General features: G+C 68.8%; 18 protein-coding genes. 10 read left to right on the forward strand and 8 right to left on the reverse strand.

Annotated elements, in window-relative coordinates:
- Positions 1–6: 6 nt before the first annotated feature.
- Genes QTH86_RS02450 through QTH86_RS02460 form a run of 3 tightly spaced genes read right to left on the reverse strand, consistent with a single transcriptional unit; the run spans position 7 to position 3,550 of the window.
- Entirely contained in the window at positions 7–2,511 is a 2,505-nt protein-coding gene (locus QTH86_RS02450) for a sensor histidine kinase (protein WP_286646251.1), read from the reverse strand.
- Positions 2,512–2,516: 5 nt separating this feature from the next.
- Positions 2,517–3,335 (reverse strand): ABC transporter substrate-binding protein, encoded by an 819-nt coding sequence (locus QTH86_RS02455; RefSeq protein WP_286646250.1) that lies wholly within the window; start codon positions 3,333–3,335, stop codon positions 2,517–2,519.
- Positions 3,323–3,550, reverse strand: coding sequence for a response regulator (locus QTH86_RS02460; protein WP_286646249.1), 228 nt, complete (start codon positions 3,548–3,550; stop codon positions 3,323–3,325). The genes QTH86_RS02455 and QTH86_RS02460 overlap by 13 nt, the downstream gene beginning before the upstream one ends.
- A gap of 111 nt (positions 3,551–3,661) precedes the next feature.
- Between QTH86_RS02460 and QTH86_RS02465 the strand changes: the two genes are divergently transcribed.
- Together QTH86_RS02465 and QTH86_RS02470 are read left to right on the forward strand one after the other, a co-directional pair.
- Positions 3,662–4,306 carry a helix-turn-helix domain-containing protein gene (locus QTH86_RS02465; protein ID WP_286646248.1) on the forward strand — a complete coding sequence of 215 codons (645 nt, stop codon included), beginning with the start codon at positions 3,662–3,664 and terminating at the stop codon, positions 4,304–4,306.
- Positions 4,303–5,085, forward strand: a complete 783-nt coding sequence (locus QTH86_RS02470; protein WP_286646247.1) for a response regulator — start codon at positions 4,303–4,305, stop codon at positions 5,083–5,085. The genes QTH86_RS02465 and QTH86_RS02470 overlap by 4 nt, the downstream gene beginning before the upstream one ends.
- Here QTH86_RS02470 and QTH86_RS02475 read toward each other — a convergent pair.
- The 3 genes from QTH86_RS02475 to QTH86_RS02485 are packed head-to-tail and all read right to left on the reverse strand — an operon-like array spanning position 5,082 to position 7,676.
- Positions 5,082–6,812: a methyl-accepting chemotaxis protein gene (locus tag QTH86_RS02475; protein WP_286646246.1), complete on the reverse strand. Its 1,731-nt coding sequence runs from the start codon at positions 6,810–6,812 to the stop codon at positions 5,082–5,084. The genes QTH86_RS02470 and QTH86_RS02475 overlap by 4 nt on opposite strands.
- A 49-nt stretch (positions 6,813–6,861) precedes the next feature.
- The gene (locus tag QTH86_RS02480; protein ID WP_286646245.1) at positions 6,862–7,332 is read right to left on the reverse strand and encodes a chemotaxis protein CheW; all 471 of its coding nucleotides are present in this window, start codon (positions 7,330–7,332) and stop codon (positions 6,862–6,864) included.
- Complete coding sequence (locus QTH86_RS02485) at positions 7,320–7,676, reverse strand: hypothetical protein (protein ID WP_286646244.1); 357 nt, start codon at positions 7,674–7,676, stop codon at positions 7,320–7,322. Before QTH86_RS02485 ends, QTH86_RS02480 begins: the two co-directional genes overlap by 13 nt.
- Before the next feature lie 155 nt (positions 7,677–7,831).
- Here QTH86_RS02485 and QTH86_RS02490 point away from each other — a divergent pair, with 155 nt between their 5' ends.
- The 3 genes from QTH86_RS02490 to QTH86_RS02500 all read left to right on the forward strand — a co-directional run bounded on the left by QTH86_RS02490 (position 7,832) and on the right by QTH86_RS02500 (position 9,880).
- A complete protein-coding gene (locus tag QTH86_RS02490; RefSeq protein WP_444813543.1) occupies positions 7,832–8,719 on the forward strand; it encodes an alpha/beta fold hydrolase in 888 nt (295 codons plus the stop codon).
- A gap of 61 nt (positions 8,720–8,780) precedes the next feature.
- A complete protein-coding gene (locus QTH86_RS02495) occupies positions 8,781–9,362 on the forward strand; it encodes a sugar O-acetyltransferase (RefSeq protein ID WP_286646242.1) in 582 nt (193 codons plus the stop codon).
- Positions 9,359–9,880 (forward strand): SRPBCC family protein, encoded by a 522-nt coding sequence (locus tag QTH86_RS02500; RefSeq protein ID WP_286646241.1) that lies wholly within the window; start codon positions 9,359–9,361, stop codon positions 9,878–9,880. The genes QTH86_RS02495 and QTH86_RS02500 overlap by 4 nt, the downstream gene beginning before the upstream one ends.
- A 12-nt stretch (positions 9,881–9,892) precedes the next feature.
- Here QTH86_RS02500 and QTH86_RS02505 read toward each other — a convergent pair whose 3' ends face one another.
- Positions 9,893–10,897, reverse strand: a complete 1,005-nt coding sequence (locus QTH86_RS02505; RefSeq protein WP_286646240.1) for a Bug family tripartite tricarboxylate transporter substrate binding protein — start codon at positions 10,895–10,897, stop codon at positions 9,893–9,895.
- Positions 10,894–11,889, reverse strand: a complete 996-nt coding sequence (locus QTH86_RS02510; protein WP_286646239.1) for a Bug family tripartite tricarboxylate transporter substrate binding protein — start codon at positions 11,887–11,889, stop codon at positions 10,894–10,896. The genes QTH86_RS02505 and QTH86_RS02510 overlap by 4 nt, the downstream gene beginning before the upstream one ends.
- Before the next feature lie 167 nt (positions 11,890–12,056).
- Here QTH86_RS02510 and QTH86_RS02515 point away from each other — a divergent pair, with 167 nt between their 5' ends.
- From QTH86_RS02515 to ilvD, 5 genes are all read left to right on the forward strand, one after another.
- Positions 12,057–13,508: an FAD-dependent oxidoreductase gene (locus QTH86_RS02515; RefSeq protein WP_286646238.1), complete on the forward strand. Its 1,452-nt coding sequence runs from the start codon at positions 12,057–12,059 to the stop codon at positions 13,506–13,508.
- Between the two features lie 81 nt (positions 13,509–13,589).
- The gene (locus QTH86_RS02520) at positions 13,590–14,432 is read left to right on the forward strand and encodes an IclR family transcriptional regulator (protein ID WP_286646237.1); all 843 of its coding nucleotides are present in this window, start codon (positions 13,590–13,592) and stop codon (positions 14,430–14,432) included.
- Between the two features lie 52 nt (positions 14,433–14,484).
- Positions 14,485–15,780, forward strand: coding sequence for an aconitase X (locus tag QTH86_RS02525; protein ID WP_286646236.1), 1,296 nt, complete (start codon positions 14,485–14,487; stop codon positions 15,778–15,780).
- On the forward strand, positions 15,777–16,232 hold the full coding sequence (locus QTH86_RS02530) for an aconitase X swivel domain-containing protein (protein WP_286646235.1): 456 nt from the start codon (positions 15,777–15,779) through the stop codon (positions 16,230–16,232). Before QTH86_RS02525 ends, QTH86_RS02530 begins: the two co-directional genes overlap by 4 nt.
- Before the next feature lie 5 nt (positions 16,233–16,237).
- A complete protein-coding gene (gene ilvD / locus QTH86_RS02535; RefSeq protein WP_286646234.1) occupies positions 16,238–17,938 on the forward strand; it encodes a dihydroxy-acid dehydratase in 1,701 nt (566 codons plus the stop codon).
- Positions 17,939–17,980: the final 42 nt, after the last annotated feature.

Consider the following 17,980-nt stretch of genomic DNA (forward strand, 5'->3'; position numbering starts at 1 on the left):
CGCGCCTCAGTCGTGCAGCAGGGCCAGAGAGCCCGGCACCGTTTCGCTCTCGTTCGGCGGCAGGACGATGTGGAAGCGCGCCCCGCCGTCCTCGGCATTCTCCGCATAGACGTCGCCGCCGTGGGCGTCGATGATCTTCCGGCAGATCGCCAGACCGAGGCCGGTGCCGCCCGAGCCGTCCTTCGTCTTGCTGGACTGCACGAAGGCATCGAAGATGTCCTCGAACTCGCCGGGCGGAATCCCCGGCCCGTGGTCACGCACGGTGATGTGGAAGAAGCCGCCGAGCACGATGGCGGCTTCGAGCACGATGCGCTCGCCGACGGGCGAGAAGCGGATCGCATTGGCCAGCATGTTGCGCACCACCTGCTGAAAGCGGAACGGGTCGACCCGGGTCGACAGTGCCGTGGTCGGCAGTCGGGTCTCGATCGCCAGGTGCTTGGCATTGAGCTGGGGGGCCAGCTCCTTGACCACGGCGCGCAGCAGGGGACGCAGATCGGTCCGCTCCAGATGGATGGTGCCGACGGCACTCTCGATCTTCGACACGTCCAGCAGATCGTTCACCAGGGCCAGCATGCGTTGCCCCGAAGCGAGGATGTCGGTGAACATGCCCAGCACGAGCGGGTCGTTGTGCCCCCGGCTGGTGCCCAGCTCGGAGAAGCCGATGATGGACTGCAGCGGCGTCCGCAGCTCGTGGCTGATGTTCGCGATGAACTCGCTTTTCGCGCGCGAGGCTTCTTCCGCGGCCTCCCGTGCTTCCTGCGTCGCGCGGGAAGCGTTGCGCAGCGCGGTCACATCCATGAAGGTCGACAGGATGCCCTGCGGCCGGCCGTCACGCCCCGGCACAAGCACCTTGGTGATCAGCAGGTCGCGCAGGGAGCCGTCCGGGTGGGCGTACGAGGTTTCGTACTCGAGCCGGCCGCCCGCGGCCTTGAGTTCGTTGTCCTTGGCCTCGTGGGTGCGAGCTTCGTGGTCGTCCAGGTAGCGCTCGGGATGCAGGCCGATCACCTCGTCGCGGGACAATCCGGTGAACGCCTGCCAGGCGCGATTGACATCGACATAGTAGCCATCCATGTCGCGCATCGACGCCGGCAACGGGCTCATGTCCTGGAGCAGTGCCACGAAGGCCAGCTGTTCTGCCAACTGCGCCTGGGCTTCTTCGCGCTCCGTGATGTCGACCGCACTGCCGGCAAAGCCCGACGCGCAGGCGCCGTCGCGCAGCGGCACCAGGGCCACGTCGACGCGATGCGCTTTGCCGCGCGCCGCCCAGAAGGTGACGGTCGCCGTGCGCACGCTGCTGCTGTCGGAGGGCGCCAGCATGGCGCGTACCTGCGCGCGTTCGGCCGGGCTCACCAGGTCCTCGAAGCGCGTGCCGACGATGCTGCTCTCGGATTCGCCGCTGGCCGCCAGCCAGTGCGCGTTGATGAAGGTGATGACGCCGTTCGCATCGAGCCGGAAAAGAAACTCCTGCACGCTGCGCACGATGACGTTGAGTTCCTGCTCGCTGCGTGCGATCCGGGTTTGCAGGCGGTCGAGCCGTCCGCGTGCGCTCTCGCGTGCCGCCAGGCCCCGCGCTGCGACGATCGAGAGCACGGAGACGGTCACGACCGCCAGCAGGACGATGAGCACCCGAAAGCGGGATTCGTCCCACCATTCGGCCTCGACCGCGGCCAAGGGGCGTTCGACGATGACGACCAGCGGTCGGGAACTCGAGACGCGGAAGGCGCCGGTCTGGACCTGCGGGTCGATGCCGGCGGCCTGGTAGTTCGCATGCTCGATGCGAGGAAGGTAGGCCCCGAAAACCGGGTGCGTGTCCAGCAGCGTGCCGGGTACGGCGTCGCCGGTGTCGGTATAGAGCCGGCCGTCGTAGCCGACCAGCGCCGCGCGGCTGGAGGGGTCGTCGAGGGTCAGCCGCATGTGGATGGCGAGTCCCTCGGGGTGGACGAGGCCCACCACCAGGAACTCCGTGTCTCCATGGCGTGCGCGGCGCACCAGCGGGATGAAGCCGACCGGGGGGGGCGCAGCGATGCGCTCGCCGGGCACGACCGACACCGCGGCCAGGCCGCGCCCGTGAATGAACCGCCCGATGCTGTCCTGTCCCTCGGCAGGCAGGGGCCCCAGGCGGCCCACGTCGACGATGCGGCCGTTGTCGGCGGGGTCGCTGCTGGCCAGCACACGGCCGCGCAGATCGAGCACCGCGATCGAGCGAAGCTGCGGCAGGCTCACCAGCATCGTCGTGAGTACCGTGGACCGGCCGTCGGGCGTTGTCGCCACTACCGGTGCCAGGTCGTTGGCGACGGTCGCCAGCGACAGCCCGACCGTGTCGAAGGTGGTGGTGACGTGGGCTTCGAGCACGCGGGCGAGGAGCTCGTTGCTCTTTTGCTGCGAGGCGATCGCGAGATCGCGCTGCTTGAGCGACTGCTGCACCGACAGGGCGACCACCGTGGCCGCCAGCGCCAGGCCGATCGTCAGGACGATCCGGCTCGCGGCCCAGGGGCGTTGTGGTGTGCGCATCGCCGTCAACGCACCACGATCGCGCCCAGGCCATGGCGCCGCGCGGCGGCCTCCAGCCGGCCGTCGGCGCGGATGCGTTCGACGAACGCGTCGACCGTCCGGAGCCAGGCGTCGTCCCCGGGGCGAACCGCATAGGCGTAGGGCAGCACATGGAAGGGCTGCGGCGGCGCGACGATTTCAGCCCAGTCGGCGTTGTCCAGCAGCCGCCGGCTGTAGGGGTAGTCGCTCATGAAGACGTCGATGCGGCCGCCTTCGAGTTCGCGCTCCCGGGTCGCCGGCGGCTGAATGACGACCAGGCGGGCCTGCCGCAAGGCGGCGGCCATGACGGGTTCCATGAAGGTGCCGGCCTGCACGCCCACCTGCACCCCGGGCTTGTCGATGTCGGCCCAGGTGCGGACCACCTTGTTGCCCTTGGTCGTCACACCATAGATGTCGCTGCGCAGGTAGGGGCGCGTGAAGCGCAGATGCTCCAGCCGTTGCGGCAGCATGCCGACGGCGAACATCGCCACGTCGCAGCGGCGCGCGCCGAGGTCGTCGACGAGGGTCGCGAAGGACGCGTCGACATGGACGAGCTTGACGTTCAAGTCCTTGGCCAGCTGGGCCGACAGTTCGATGTCGACGCCGCTCAGCACGCCGTTGCGTGGATTGCGGTAGGTGATGCCGTAATAGTCGGGCCAGATGCAGACACGCACCGTGCCCGATGTTTTCACGCGATCGGCCACGTCGCCGGCCCACGTGGAGGGCGCTGCGAAACCCAGCGTGGCCGCGGCGAAGGCGGCCGCCGCGCAGACGCGGCGCAGTCGGGAGGGGGCTAGGACTTCCATGCGTTCTCCGGCATGCGAACCAGGTCGCCGAAACCGAGGCGGCGCTGCGTGACCCGGTCGCGCAGCGCGACGAAGCGCTCCCAGCCGGCCAGTGCCAGGCCGGTGGCGCCGTCGCTCGCTTCGGTGACCGACGCGCCGTGGCCGGCGAAATCGAGCGTCATCCGGATCAATCGCCGAATGTCCGAGTGGTCGTCAACGATCAGGATGGTGCTCATGTCGGGAAGAGGCGTGGGGGGCGTCGGGTGCTTGAAGTATCACTATTAATAACTTCATCACAATAAATCATATTTGCCGATTAAAGATATATTGGGCAAAATTCGCTCGATATGAACAAAACTGTCGCCCAGGACGCGGACTACAGCACCAGGGAGGTCGCCGAGATGCTCGGCATGGCCGTGCGCTCGGTGCAGCTGATGGTCGACCGCGGCGAGCTGCACGCCTGGAAGACGCCTGGCGGCCATCGCCGCATTGCACGCGGCTCGGTCGAAGCCCTGCTTGCGCGCCGACAAGGGCGTGCCCCCGTGGCGGGTGCCGAGGCCCGGGTGGCTGCGCCGACGCCGCCGCTGCAGGCGTCGGATGCCCGCACCCGGGTGTTGCTGATCGAGGACTCCAAGCACTATCAGAACCTCGCCTCGCTGCTGCTGCGCGAGCAGTTCCCGGACCTGGACATCCGGATGGCGGACGACGGTTTCGCCGGTCTTGCCATGGCGGGCCAATGGCAGCCCGAACTGATGATCGTGGACATCCTGCTGCCCGGCATGGATGGCGCTACGCTCATCATGAGCCTGCGTTCGCATCCGCAGTTCGCCGCCAGCCGTCTGATCGTGCTGACCTCGCTGGACGAAGCGGACCGGCTGCCGTACATGTTCGCGCTCGAAGGACTCCCCATCGTCCACAAGTCGCGCATGGTGCTCGACCTTCCGCAACGCGTCAGGGACGTCCTGGCGCTACCGTCGTCGGCACGCCCATGAGCCCCCCGCCGCGGGTCCTGCTGCTCGAGGACGACCCGTCGATCCGGCGCTTCGTCGCGATGGCGCTGTCGGGCCTGCCGATCGACCTGCTGCAGGCCGCGTCGATCGCGCAGGCCAAGGCCGCGCTGGCGCAAGGCGATGTGTCGTTGCTGATCGCCGACCTGATGCTGCCGGACGGCAGCGGCATGGACCTGCTGGCCGATGTGCAGGCGGATCGCGGCAGCCATGCGGCATTGCGCACGGTCGTGTTCAGTGCGGGCGTTTCCGCGACGCTGCGCGAACAGGCGACCCAGCTCGGCGCCTGGGGCGTGATCGAGAAGCCGGTGTCCTTCAAGGATCTGGTGCAGTGCGTCCAGCAGGCCCTGGCGCACGACGAGGGCGTGGGGCCGTCCCCCGCCATCGATGCGCCCCAGCGCCATCTGCACATCGACCCCGATCAGCGGCAACGGGCCATCGACGCGCATTTCGGTGGTCGCGGGGCGCTTTTTGACGCCTTCATGACCCATTGCGTCGACCAATTGCCCATGGACCTCCAGGCCGGCGATGCGGCCAGCACCGCCGGCGATGTGGCGGCGCTTCGGCGCGTCGCTCACAACCTGAAGTCGGTGTTGCAACTGATCGGTTCGGTGGGAGGGCATGCCGTCGCGCGCGAGCTGGAAAGCGCCTGCATGGCGGGCGCCCCGCTCGACGCCTTGACAGCGCAATGGCAGGCACTGCGCCTTCAGGTGAGCGAGATCTGCCGGCCCGCTGGTGCGGCGGGCGGTGCGACTGCTGTTTAGAACGCGGTCCATTCGGCGGCATCGGCCGTCGCGCGCTGCGCCTTGGGGGCCGCTGCGGAGGGGGAAACTTTCGAGACGAGGGCGCTGCGCCTGTGCGTCGGCGCGCGTGCAGGCGTGTGCGCAGGCACGGTGCGGGCCGTGCCCGTCGCCTCGCGCGTCTTCGTCTTCGTTGCCGCGCCGTCGCCGAGCCGGAAGGCGCTCACGACCTCCACCAGGCTGCCGGCCTGGTCCTGCAGCGAGCTGGCCGCGGCCGCCGCCTGTTCGACCAGCGCGGCGTTCTGCTGCGTCACCTGATCCATCTGCGCGATCGCGTTGTTCACCTGCTCGATGCCTGTCGACTGCTCCTGGCTCGCCGCCGTGATCTCGCCCATGATGTCCGTCACCCGGCGGACGCTGCCGACGACGTCGTCCATGGTGCGGCCCGCTTCGCCCACCAGCTCGGTCCCCACCCGCACCTTGCCCACGGAATCGTCGATCAGGCCCTTGATCTCCTTGGCCGCGGACGCCGAGCGCTGCGCCAGGGTGCGCACCTCGGCGGCCACCACGGCGAAGCCTCGGCCCTGTTCGCCCGCACGCGCCGCCTCAACGGCCGCGTTGAGGGCCAGGATGTTGGTCTGGAAGGCGATGCCGTCGATGACGCCGATGATGTCGACGATCTTCTTGGAGGACGCGTCGATCGAGTTCATGGTTGCGACGACTTTCCCCACCACTTCGCCGCCTTGCAGGGCAACGCCCGACGCTGCGACGGCGAGCTGGTTCGCCTGACGGGCGTTGTCTGCGTTCTGCTTGACCGTCGAGGTCAGTTCCTCCATCGAGGCAGCCGTCTGCTCGAGCGCGCTGGCCTGCTCCTCGGTCCGCGAGGAAAGATCCAGGTTGCCGGCGGCGATTTCGCTGGAGGCGGTGAGCATGGTGTTGGTGCCTTCGCGCACTTCGCTGACGATGCGCACCAGGCTGGCCTGCATGGTCTTCAAGGCGCCGATGAGCGGTGTGAACTCGTCACGTGCCGGGTCGACCACCGGCACGGTCAGGTCGCCCTGGCTCACGCGTTCGGCGACCACGCGAGCGTCGCCGACGCGGCGGCGAACCAGGTTCGCGATGTGCCAGAAGAAGCCCATCAGGCCGATGACGATCGCTGCGGTCATCGCCAGCAGGGTGGACCGGGTGCGGTGCGCATCCGCCTGGATGCGGCTCAGCTCAGCCGTCAGGAGTTCGCTCTGGCGGTCCTTCTCGTCATGCAGCCACGCCAGCATTTTGTTGCGCGCCGGGATGGTCTTGTTCACCAACTGGTCGAAGGCCTCGTCCTTGCGGCCCGCCTCGATCAGCTGGATGTTGGTGGCGGCGATCGGCCAGAACTCGCTCTCGAGCCGGGTGAACTCCGCGAAGGCCTGGCGCGCCGCCGGCGTGGCGAGCTCCTTGAGAAACTGTGCGTCGTTGTCCTCGATAACCTTGCGCTTGGCGGCGATGTCCGCCAGTGTGATGCGCAGGTCTTCCGGTGTCCTGACCAGGATCGCGTGCCGGATCTGCAGCGACATGCGGGTCACGCTGAGTTCCGTCGAGGCGATGCGCTGCAGCTGGGGCACCCGCACGGCCCCGGTCGTGCCGGCGAGTTCGCTGACGCGGGACAGCTGTCCCCATGAGGTGAACGCCAGTCCGGCGAGTGCCGCGACCAGGATGAACAGGACGAGGTAAAGACGTTTGGCAATGCCAAGACTGTTGAAGAGCTTCATGGGGATACCTGTGGAAGAGAAAAGTTGAAAGGGTCGAGACTGCTGGGGATCAAACGGTGGCTTCTTCGCAAGCCTGCAGGTTCTTGAGGTCCTCGAGGTCGGCGAGACCTTCCGGATCCAGGAGTTGAAGCAGCCTGTCGGCCACCGTCCCGATGCCGATCACGTGCGAGCGCGTGTCCTGCGCCAGCGCGGGGCTCGGCCGGATGTGTTCCTGCGCGATCGCGACCACTTCGGACACGCTGTCGACCACGATCCCGACCACCCGGTCGACCAGGTTCAGCACGACGACCACCGTTCGCTGGTCGTAGACCGGCGTGCCCAGTCCGAACCGGATGCGCATGTCGATGATCGGGACGATGGTGCCCCGCAGGTTCACCACCCCCTTGAGCTGCGCCGGTGCATGGGCGATGCGTGTCACCGGGGTGTACCCGCGCAGCTCCTGCACCTTCTGGATGTCGATGCCGTAGGCCTCGTCGCCGACGGTGAACGACAGGAACTCCGCCGGTGTCACGCGCTGCATGCCATCTCCTCGTTCATGCGAAGCATCTCGCGCGACAGGCGCAGGGCCTCGGCACGTGCCTTGGGGTCGCCGCGCTGCATGAGCAGGAACTGGCGTGCGTAGGCATCGGTCAACGCGGCCCACTGATGGAAGGGCGCGCTGTCGATCGCGGGTGCTGGCAGGTTGCCTGCGCCCGGTGCCTGGCGCGGTGGTTTCGGCGGTACGGCCGGCTTGGGCAATGTGAGGCGCGCCAGCAGCTGGTACACCGTGGCGGTGGATTTGCGCGCGGCAGCCATGCGTTCGAGCGTGTGCCATGCAGAGGAAGAAAGACGGGTCGGGGTTTCCGAGGCGGGGAACGTCGACATGAGGGGCTCCGTGGTCGTCGGCGCAGTGCGAGCTTGCGTTTGCCGACGTTCTGAAAATGATAGTCTTAAAATGATAAAAATGAAATTGCGTGCGACGTAGCGGTCTTGAAAATGCCAAAAATGCACTTCTTTGGCGCTTCATCTGCATCTGCACAATGCGACGTGTGAATTCGTCCACCTCCACCCCGCACACCGACGCCGACGCGCATCGCCTCATCGCCCAGATGGATGCGCGTGCCACCCGCCACGACCCTGAACACGGCGGTGTCCGCGTCCGCTGGCGCCGCTTCGGTCCCACGCATGCCAGCCTGCCGCCCCTGGTGCTGCTGCACGGCGGCCACGGCAGCTGGCTGCACTGGGTCCGCAACATCGAGGCGTTGTCGGCAGACCGCGCGCTGTGGCTGCCCGACATGCCCGGCTTTCATGACTCCGACGTGCCGCGCGCCCTGGTCGCGGGCGATGCGCCGCTCGACCCCTTGCTCGAGGCGCTCGGCGGCACGCTCGACACCTTGATCGGTGCCGGCACGCCGATCGACCTGGGCGGCTTTTCCTTCGGCGGCCTCACCGCGGCGAAGTTCGCGGCCCGGCGCGGTGCCGTGCGCAAGCTGGCGCTGCTGGGCAGTGGTGGCCATGGCACGCTGCGCCGCATGGCCGTCGAGATGATCAACTGGCGCGCCGCGCCCGACCGCGCCGCCGAAGCCGCGGCGCTGCGCCACAACCTGGCGGCGCTGATGCTGCACGACCCGGCCGCCATCGACGCGCTCGCCTTCACCATCCACGACATCTCGTGCCACGGCACGCGCCTGCGCAGCAAGGAGATCTCGCTGGCCGGCGGGTTGCAGCAGGCGCTGGAGGCGCACGCCGGCCCCCAGTTGCTGCTGTGGGGCGAGTTCGACGTGACCGCCGATCCGCGGCCGCTGGTGGCGCAGCTGACCGGCGGGCATCCGCAGCGACGCGGCATCGTGGTCGACGGCGCGGGCCACTGGGTGCAGTACGAGCGTGCCGACGAGACCAACCGGGCGATGCGCGAGTTCCTCGCGTAGCCGCGACGTCGGGTGTCGCGTCCGACAGCGACGGCCACGAGGCATCGCCACAATCCACGGCATGACCCTCGACACCCGAACCCAGAAGCAGCGCATGCTCGCCGGCGACCTGTACGACGCCGGCGACGCCCAGATCCAGGCCGACCTCGCGGCCACGCGCGAATGGCTGGTGCGCTACAACGCGTCGCTGGGCGCCACCAGCGCCGAGCGGCATCGGCTGCTGGTCGAACGCTTCGCGGCCGTGGGGCGCGGCGCCGGCATCCGCCCGCCGTTCCATTGCGACTACGGCTTCAACATCCGCGTGGGCGAGGGCGTCTTCCTCAACTTCAACTGCGTGATCCTCGACGTCGTCGAGGTGGCGATCGGCGACAAGACACAGATCGGCCCCGGCGTGCAGATCCTCACGGCCGACCACCCCCGCACGCCCGCCGAGCGAGAATCGGGGCTGGAATTCGGCCGGCCGATCCGCATCGGGCGCAATGTCTGGATCGGCGGCGGCGCGATCCTGCTGCCCGGCGTGACCGTCGGCGACGATGCGGTGATCGGCGCCGGCAGCGTGGTCACCCGCGACGTGCCGGCCGGTGCCACCGTGGTCGGCAACCCGGCGCGCCAGCGCCCATCCCACCCAGGAGCCTCTCGATGACCGAGTCAGCCGATCCCCGCGATGCCACGCCCGTGACCCCGTTCACCCTGTCGCGCACCTTCGACGCGCCGCGCGACCAGGTGTGGCGGGCCTTCACCGAACTCGCGCAGTTGGAAAAATGGTGGGGCCCCAAGGGCTTCGCGATCCGCTCGGCGCGGCTCGATCTTCGCCCGGGCGGCATGTTCGTCTACGCGATGGAGGCCGGCGGCCAGACGATGTGGGGCCGTTTCGTCTACCGCGAGATCGACGCGCCGAGCCGCATGGTCTTCGTCAATTCCTTTTCCGACCCGCAGGGTGGCCTGACGCGCGCGCCCTTTGCCGATGCGTGGCCGATGGAGATCCTCAACACCTGGACCTTCACCCAATCGGACGGCAAGACCACCCTCGACATCCAGGGCGTGCCGTTGAACGCCAACGCGGTCGAGACGGCGGTGTTCCTGGCCGGCTTCCCGTCGATGCGGATGGGCTTCGGCGGCACGCTCGACCAGCTGGCTGCGCATCTGGCGGCGCAGGCCTGACCGGGCACGCTGTCACTGCTTCGTGAGGCCCAGCTTGCGGATGGTGTCGGCCCACTGGTCGTAGGTCGTGCGCGTCAGGTCGGCCAGCTGCTGCGGGGTCGACGATTCGGCTTCGTAGGCGCCCTGGCGGAAGAAGTCGCGCGTGGCCGGCATGGCCAGCACCTGCGCCAGCGCGGCGTTGAGCTTCGCCACCACCGGCGCTGGCATGCGTGCCGGGCCGTAGAAGCCGAGCCAGCTCGCCATGTCGACGCCGCTCACGCCTTGCTCGGACATCGTCGGCACGTCCGGCAGCATCGGGCTGCGCTTCGGCGCTGCCACCGCTAGCATGCGGACCTTGCCGGTGGCCGTGTTCTGGATCGCGTTGGGTGCCGCGTCGAAGTAGTACTGCACGCGGCCCGCGAGAAAGTCCTTCGCCGCATCGGCACCGCCCTTGTAGGGCACGTGCACCACGTCCAGCCCGGCCTGCCGCGCGAAGGCCTCGCCGTAGATGTGCGACGAGGTGCCGGTGCCGAAGGAGGCGTAGCTCATCTTCCCCGGGTTGGCCTTGATGTAGGTCACCAGCTCCTGCACGTTGCGCGCCGGCACGCTGGTGTGCACCGTCAGCACCAGCGGCCCGCGCGCACCGAGCGAGATGGGCGTGAGGTCCTTGAACGGGTCGTAGCGCACCTGTGCGAGCGTCTGCGGGTTCTGCGCCACCACGGAAGAGGGTGCGTACATGACGGTGTAGCCGTCGGGCGCCGCGCGGATCACCTCCTCGGTGGCCAGGATGAAGCTCGCGCCCGGCCGGTTCTCCACGATGACCGGCGTCTGCAGCACCTCGCCGAGCTTGTGGGCGACGAAGCGCGCCTGCGCGTCCGAGGCGCCGCCCGCCGCGAGGCCGAGCACGATGCGGATCGTACGGCCCTTCTCGGGGAAGGGCGCGGGCTCGGCTGCCAGCGCCGTGCCGCCGAGTGCGAGCCCGAGTCCCAGCCACGCGGCAACGCGCCGGCGGCCGATGGTGCAAGCGCAGGCTTTCATTGGCGGGCCAACCCGACCTGCTGCACCATCGCGCCCCAGAGTTCATAGCTCGATCGGGTGATGCTGGCGAACTCTTCGGGGGTGCTGGCGCCGGCTTCGTAGCCGCCGGTGCGGTAGAAGTCGCGCACCTGCGGCATCGCCAGCACCTGCGTGAGCGCCGCGTTGAGTTTCACCACGACGGGCGCAGGCAGGTGCGCCGGGCCGTAGAAGCCGAGCCAGCTCGGCAGGTCGAGCCCCGTCACGCCTTGCTCCGCGAAAGTAGGCACGTCGGGCAGCGCGGCAATGCGCGCGTTGGCGGCAATGGCCAGGATCTTCACCTTGCCGGTACCCGAGGTGATGACGGCGGAGGAGGCCGAGTCGAACATGTACTGCACGCGGCCGCCGATCAGGTCTTTCGCCGCGTCCGAGCCGCCCTTGTACGGGATGTGCACCGCGTCGATGCCGGCCTTCTTCACGAAGGCCTCGCCGTAGATGTGCGACGAGGTGCCGGCACCGAAGGAGGCATAGCTCACCTTGCCGGGATTCGCCTTCACGTAGGCCACGAGTTCCTTCACGTTGTTGGCCGGCACGGTGGTGCTCACCGACAGCACCAATGGTCCGCGGCCGCCCATCGAGACCGCGGTGAAGTCCTTGAACGGGTCGTACGGCACCTGGGAGAAGGTGTGCGGGTTCTGCGCCATCGTCGAAGAGGGCGCGTAGAGCAGGGTGTAGCCGTCGGGCAGCGCGCGTGCGACCTCGGTTGCGGCGAGCATGGTGCTGGCGCCGGGCTTGTTGTCGACGATGACGGAGGTGCCCAGCACCTCGCCGAGCTTCTGCGCCACGATGCGGGCCTGCGCGTCGGTGCCACCGCCCGCCGTGAACCCGACCACGATGCGGATCGGCTTGTTGCGCGCCGGGAAGTCCTGCGCCATGGCCGCTGGCGCCAGGCCCAGCAAGGTGGCGGCGCCGATGGCTGTGCCGAACGCACGGCGGCTGCCGTCGAGTGTCTTCATCGCTATGTCTCCGTTGGAATGTTTTCCTTATATTGATTTAGAAAACCATAAAAATCTACTTCATCTAGGGAATACCCCAGATGAACGGCTTAAAACACACTTTGTGTTTGACAAAATGAACATTGAAATCAAAATGCGACGCAACAGCCCATACAAGACCCTTACTCATGAAAACTGTCGTCCGCACCGACGAGCGCATCCTGTCCTCCGACATCTTCGACCGCGACAGCCGCGTCAAGCGCCCTGACCACGGCAGCTGGGCCGAGCCCGGCAAGAGCATTCCGGTCTATCACCGCTGCGGCGTGCTGGTGGTCGGCGGCGGGCCTTCGGGCACCGCGGCCGCGGCAGCCGCTGCCCGCGCGGGCGCCGACGTGGCGCTGCTCGAGCGCTACAACCACCTGGGCGGCCTGTCGACCGGCGGGCTGGTGATCTGGATCGACCGCATGACCGACTGGGAAGGCCAGCTGGTGATCCGCGGCTTCGCCGAAGAGCTGTTCGACCGCCTGCCCGCCGACGCCATCGCCGGCCCGGCGCGCGAAGACTGGGGCTCGCAGGACACGGCCAAGGCCGCGCACTGGTCGCAGCGCACGGCCGCCTACCACGGCGTGGTCACCTGGTCGCCCACCATCGACCCCGAGCGCCTCAAGCTGCTGTCGCAGGAGATCGTGCTCGAGCGCAAGGTCAAGCTCATCTACCACTCGTGGGCGGCCATTCCGATCGTGCAGGACGGCGCGGTCAAGGGCGTGGTGTTCGAGAGCAAGGAAGGCCGCATGGCGATCATGGCCGACGTGGTGGTCGACGCCACCGGCGACGGCGACCTGTTCGCGCGGGCCGGCGCGGCCTTCGTGAACGACATCGAGGAGGCCGACGTGCACCACTGCATGAACACCTCGTGGCTGTTCGGCGGCGTGGACATGAACCGCTGGATCGCATTCAAGGCCGGCCAGCCCGAGGCGTTCACTGCCTTCATGGCACGCGGACGCGAAGTCTGCGGCCTGTTCGAGCGGCCCTTCGTCTCGTGGCGCAACGACGTGGCGCTGTTCATGGGGCCGCGCCAGTCGGGCTATTCGGCGCTGGACGTGGACGACCTCACGGCGGTCGAGGTGCGCTCGCACCGTGCGATGGCCGCGCACCTGGACTACTTCAAGGCGCATGCGCCGGGCTTCGAGGATGCCTACCTGATGCTGAGCGCGCCGCAGATCGGGGTGCGCCATGCGCGGCGCCTCTCCGGCGTGGGCGCGGTGCTGCGCAGCCAGTGGCCCGATGGTGTGGCGCTGGCCGACGAAGTGGGCGTCACGCCGGCGGTGTCGCCGAAGTTCCCGAACATCTCCATTCCCTACGGCGCCCTGGTGCCGCAGCAGCTCGACGGCCTGCTGGCCTGCGGGCGCCACATCTCGTGCGACCGCAACTCGCACGGTTTCATGCGCGAGATTCCGCAGTGCTGGATCACGGGCCAGGCCGCGGGCGTGGCGGCGGCGCTGGCGTCGCGCGCCGGCATCGCCCCGCGCCGGGTCGACATCGGCGCGTTGCAGTCCGAATTGCTGGCGCAGGGGGTGTATTTGCGCGCCGGCGCCGGCCAGGGCGCCGCGTCGTCCGTCACGGCCGAAGCCGGCGCCTGAGCTCGCGCGATGAACCCGATCGACCGCCTTTCGCCAGCCTCTACATTGCAGAGTCTTGCAAAGCGTTCAAAGGGTCCCTCCATGTCCACCGACAAAAACGACAGCTCTCTTTCCGCCTTCGGCGCCGCCGAGTCGCGCGGCGAACGCTCCGACACCGTGAGCGCGCTGGAGCGCGGCATCTCGGTGCTGCGCTGCTTCAGCGAAGAGCGGCCGGTGCTGGGCCATGCCGACGTGGCGCGCATGACCGGCATTCCGCGCCCGACCGTCAACCGGCTGGTCGCGACGCTGCTCTCCATGGGCATGCTCAAGGCCGCGCAGGCGGCCGACCGCTTCATGCTCGGCCCGGGCGTGGTGTCGCTCGCGCGCGTGTTCCTCGGCAGCCTCGACGTGCGGGCTGCGGCGCGGCCCAGCATGCAGGCGATGGCGGAGGAGGTGGGCGCCTCGGTCTACCTCGCGGTGCGCGACGGCATGGAGATGGTGCTGATCGAGGCCTGCCGCCCGCGCTCGTCGATGCTGTCGGCGCGGCTCGACGTGGGCTCGCGCGCGCCGCTGCCGAACTCGGCCCTGGGCCGCGCCTACCTCTCGGCCCTGCCCGAAGCCCAGCGCAACCAGTTGATCGACTCGATGCGCCTCCTGCGCGGCCCCGAATGGGACAGCATCGCGCCGCCCATGACGCGCGCCATCGGCGAGGCGAAGCGGCTCGGCTACTGCCTGTCGATCGGCGAATTCCACCGCGAGATCAACTCGGTGTCGGTGCCGCTCATCGGCCCGGACGGCGAGGTGATGGCGCTCAACGGCGGCGGCGCCGCCTTCGTCTTTACCGAGGAGCGCCTGCGCAACGAACTCGCACCGCGCCTGCACGACATCGCGCTCACCATCGCGCGTGACATCGGCGGCCACGTGCCCACACCCTCGCCGGGCTAGAGAACCGGCCGGGGACCCTTCCCCACGAGACAGAAGAACGGAGACACAGGCCATGCACCTGAACGATGAAGAAAAGGCCATGCGGGACGGCCGCGACGGACCGGCCGTGCAGAAGGCGATGGACCTCTTGATGCGCTACGGCGAAGCCCTCGGCGCCGAGCGGCTGGTCGAGACGCGCAACGTTTGCGCCAGCATCACCTCGACCACGCCCTTCCAACGCGATTTCGCGCTCGCCAAGGGCGGCGGCATGGACGCGGTGTTCTCCGAATTCAGCCTCGACAGCCAGGAGACCGTCGAGATCCCGAAGTTCAAGGTCTTCACGAGCCACCTGCAGCTGGGCTTCGATCCCGGCCAGCCCGAGCGCATGGGCGTGAGCGAGGAGATCGTCCAGTTCTACAACAAGAGCGAGCGCCATGCGGCCGGCCTCGGTGCGCAGATCATGAACACCTGCACGCCTTACCAGGTCGGCAACATCCCGACGCGTGGGGAGCACTGCGCGTGGATGGAGTCGTCGGCGGTGGTGTACTGCAACTCGGTGCTGGGCGCGCGCACCAACACCGAGGGCCGCGAGAGCACGGGTGCGGCGATGCTCACGGGCCGCATTCCCTACTGGGGCTATCACCTCGACGAGAACCGCCGCGCCACGCATGTGGTCGAGCTCGACATCGAGGTCGAGTCGGTGCAGGACTGGGGCCTGCTCGGTTACTACATCGGCGAGCACGTGCAGGAGCGCGTGCCGGTGGTGCACAGCCGGCGCGGCATCGGCCGCGTGCCGAACCTGCCGCGGCTCAAGCACTTCGGTGCCGCGGCCTCGTCGTCGGGCGGCGTGGAGATGTACCACATCGCCGGCATCACGCCCGAGGCGCTGACGCTGGAGCAGGCGCTCGGCGGCAAGGCGCCGGTCGAGGTGCTGCGCTATGGCGAGGCCGAGCGCCGCGCGACCTACGAGAAGATCAACGTCACGGGCAAGGACAGCGAAGTCCAGTACGTGATGCTGGGCTGCCCGCACTACACCATCGAGCAGATCTGGGAGACCGCGCAGCTCATCGAGGGCCGCAAGGTGCACCCCGATTGCGAGCTGTGGATCTTCACGCCGCGCGCCATCAAGTCGCTGGCCGACCGCAACGGCTACACCAGGATCATCGAGGACGCGGGCGGCATCCTCATGACCGACAGCTGCTCGGCCATGAGCCGCGCCGTGCCCAAGGGCACGAAGACGGTGGCGCTCGATTCGGCCAAGCAGGCGCACTACCTGCCCGCCATCCTCGGCGTGCAGGCCTGGTTCGGCAGCACGGCGGAGTGCGTCGATGCAGCCTGCACCGGACGGTGGAACGGGGGCTACGCATGAGCGCCGTCATCACGCCACAGACCATCGTCATCCGCGGCCGCAAGGTGGTCGGTGGCGTTGCGGAAGGCGAGGCGCTCGTCACGCGCGACCGCATCTCGGGCTGGGGCGGCATCGACCCGCGCACCGGCACCGTCATCGAGACGCGGCACGACCTGCGCGGCCAGAGCTTCGCGGGCAAGGTGCTGGTGTTTCCGGGGGCCAAGGGCTCCTCGGGATGGTCGGCGATGTTCCACATGACGCGGCTCATGAACGTGGCGCCCGCGGCATTCCTGTTCAACGAGATGACGACCAAGATGGCGCTCGGCGCCGTGGTCACGCATTCGCCCTCGATGACCGACTTCGAGCGCGATCCGCTCGAATGCATCGCGACCGGCGACTGGGTGCGCGTGGACGCCGACCGCGGCGTGATCGAGATCACCAAGAAGAACAACAGAACCGGAGACCACCCGTGACCCCTATGCCCCGCCCCCTGCGCAGCAACTTCCCGCGCGGCTCCTACCTCTGGTCGGTGCGCAATGCGCACTGGCGCGCGCTCGGCATCCCAGAGGAGGATTGCGAGAAGCCCAAGATCGCCATCGTCAACAGCTCCTCGGAGCTGGCCGCCTGCTTCAGCCACCTCGACCGCGTGGCAGCAGAAATCAAGACCGCGATCCGCGCAGCCGGCGGCGTACCGTTCGAAATCCGCACGGCGGCGCCCAGCGACTTCATCACCGGCGCCGGCGCGCGCGGCGCCTACATGCTGGGCGCGCGCGACCTCGTGACCAACGACATCGAAGTGGCCGTCGAAGGCGCGCAGCTCGACGGCATGGTGTGCCTCACCTCCTGCGACAAGACGGTGCCGGGCCAGCTCATGGCGGCGGCGCGGCTCAACATCCCGACGCTGCTGGTGCCCTGCGGCTACCAGCCCAGCGGCGAGTACCGCGGCAGGCACATGGACATCGAGGAGGTGTTCATTGGCGCGATGCATGCCGTGACCGGCAGCCTGCCGGTGGAAGAACTCGTGGGCATGAGCCGCGAGGCGATCCGCGGGCCAGGCGTGTGCTCGGGCCTGGGCACGGCCAACTCGATGCACATCGTCTGCGAGGCGCTCGGCATGGCCTTGCCCGGCAGCTCGCCGGTGGCCGCGCTGAGCCCGAAGATGATGGACGACGTGCGCGCCGCGGGAACGCGCATCGTGCAGATGGTGCTGGACGACCTGAAGCCGCGCGACATCCTCTCGCCCGGCGCCTTCGCCAACGCGGTGCGCGCGGTATTGGCCGTCGGCGGCTCGCTCAACACGGCCAAGCACCTGCAGGCGATATCGACCGAAGGCGAGTGCGGCGTCGATGTCTATGGCCTGTTCGAAAGCCTCGGCCCCACGACGCCGGTGCTGGCCGGCGTGCGGCCCATCGGCGAGCATTCGATCGAGGCCTTCGAAGCGGCGGGCGGTTGCCGCGCACTGATGAAGCAGCTCGCGCCCCTGCTCGACACGAGCGCGCTCACGGTCACCGGTGGAACGGTCGCCGGCAACCTGCGCCATGCCGAAGTGATGGACGCCGAGGTGATCCGCCCTATCGACCGCCCGGTCGCACCGCTGCCGGCCATCGTGCTGCTGCGGGGCAACCTCGCGCCCGAGTCGGGCCTCATCAAGACCGGCATCGCCGAGCGCAAGGTGCGCCGTTTTACCGGCCCGGCCGTGTGCTTCTGGACCTCGGACGCCGCCATCGCGGCGCTGAAGAACGGCGAGATCGTGCCCGGCCAGGTGGTCGTGATGCGCGGCGCCGGCGCCTGTGGCGGTCCGGCCATGGGGGGCGGCGCCTCACGCGTGGTCTTCGCGGTCGATGGCGCGGGGCTCGGGGACCAGGTCGCGCTGCTGACCGACGGGCATCTCTCGGGCCTGGTCTGCAAGGGGCTCGTGGTGGCCGAGGTGTCGCCCGAGGCCGCGCTCGGCGGGCCGCTCGGCCTGGTGCGCGATGGCGACGTGATCACCATCGACCTCGATGCCCGCCGCCTCGACATCGCGCTGAGCGACGCCGAACTCCAGGCGCGCCGCGCCGACTGGCAGGCACCGCCGCCGGCCTTCGACACCGGCTGGCTGCAGCAGTACCGGCGCAACGTGAGCCCGCTGTCGAAAGGCGCCGTGCTCGTGCGCACCGAACGACCCGAGCCTTCGGGCTAATACCTTTTCACCCGGCCTTCGCCGACCGGTGCGGACCTCCGT

This window comes from Variovorax sp. J2L1-78, from assembly GCF_030317205.1.
GTDB lineage: Bacteria > Pseudomonadota > Gammaproteobacteria > Burkholderiales > Burkholderiaceae_C > Variovorax > Variovorax arabinosiphilus.

Coding starts and splice junctions, on each gene's coding strand:
- QTH86_RS02450 (WP_286646251.1), bottom strand. CDS start 2,511: ATGCGCACACCACAACGCCCCTGGGCCGCGAGCCGGATCGTCCTGACG.
- QTH86_RS02455 (WP_286646250.1), bottom strand. CDS start 3,335: ATGGAAGTCCTAGCCCCCTCCCGACTGCGCCGCGTCTGCGCGGCGGCC.
- QTH86_RS02460 (WP_286646249.1), bottom strand. CDS start 3,550: ATGAGCACCATCCTGATCGTTGACGACCACTCGGACATTCGGCGATTG.
- QTH86_RS02465 (WP_286646248.1), top strand. CDS start 3,662: ATGAACAAAACTGTCGCCCAGGACGCGGACTACAGCACCAGGGAGGTC.
- QTH86_RS02470 (WP_286646247.1), top strand. CDS start 4,303: ATGAGCCCCCCGCCGCGGGTCCTGCTGCTCGAGGACGACCCGTCGATC.
- QTH86_RS02475 (WP_286646246.1), bottom strand. CDS start 6,812: ATGAAGCTCTTCAACAGTCTTGGCATTGCCAAACGTCTTTACCTCGTC.
- QTH86_RS02480 (WP_286646245.1), bottom strand. CDS start 7,332: ATGCAGCGCGTGACACCGGCGGAGTTCCTGTCGTTCACCGTCGGCGAC.
- QTH86_RS02485 (WP_286646244.1), bottom strand. CDS start 7,676: ATGTCGACGTTCCCCGCCTCGGAAACCCCGACCCGTCTTTCTTCCTCT.
- QTH86_RS02490 (WP_444813543.1), top strand. CDS start 7,832: ATGCGACGTGTGAATTCGTCCACCTCCACCCCGCACACCGACGCCGAC.
- QTH86_RS02495 (WP_286646242.1), top strand. CDS start 8,781: ATGACCCTCGACACCCGAACCCAGAAGCAGCGCATGCTCGCCGGCGAC.
- QTH86_RS02500 (WP_286646241.1), top strand. CDS start 9,359: ATGACCGAGTCAGCCGATCCCCGCGATGCCACGCCCGTGACCCCGTTC.
- QTH86_RS02505 (WP_286646240.1), bottom strand. CDS start 10,897: ATGAAAGCCTGCGCTTGCACCATCGGCCGCCGGCGCGTTGCCGCGTGG.
- QTH86_RS02510 (WP_286646239.1), bottom strand. CDS start 11,889: ATGAAGACACTCGACGGCAGCCGCCGTGCGTTCGGCACAGCCATCGGC.
- QTH86_RS02515 (WP_286646238.1), top strand. CDS start 12,057: ATGAAAACTGTCGTCCGCACCGACGAGCGCATCCTGTCCTCCGACATC.
- QTH86_RS02520 (WP_286646237.1), top strand. CDS start 13,590: ATGTCCACCGACAAAAACGACAGCTCTCTTTCCGCCTTCGGCGCCGCC.
- QTH86_RS02525 (WP_286646236.1), top strand. CDS start 14,485: ATGCACCTGAACGATGAAGAAAAGGCCATGCGGGACGGCCGCGACGGA.
- QTH86_RS02530 (WP_286646235.1), top strand. CDS start 15,777: ATGAGCGCCGTCATCACGCCACAGACCATCGTCATCCGCGGCCGCAAG.
- ilvD (WP_286646234.1), top strand. CDS start 16,238: ATGCCCCGCCCCCTGCGCAGCAACTTCCCGCGCGGCTCCTACCTCTGG.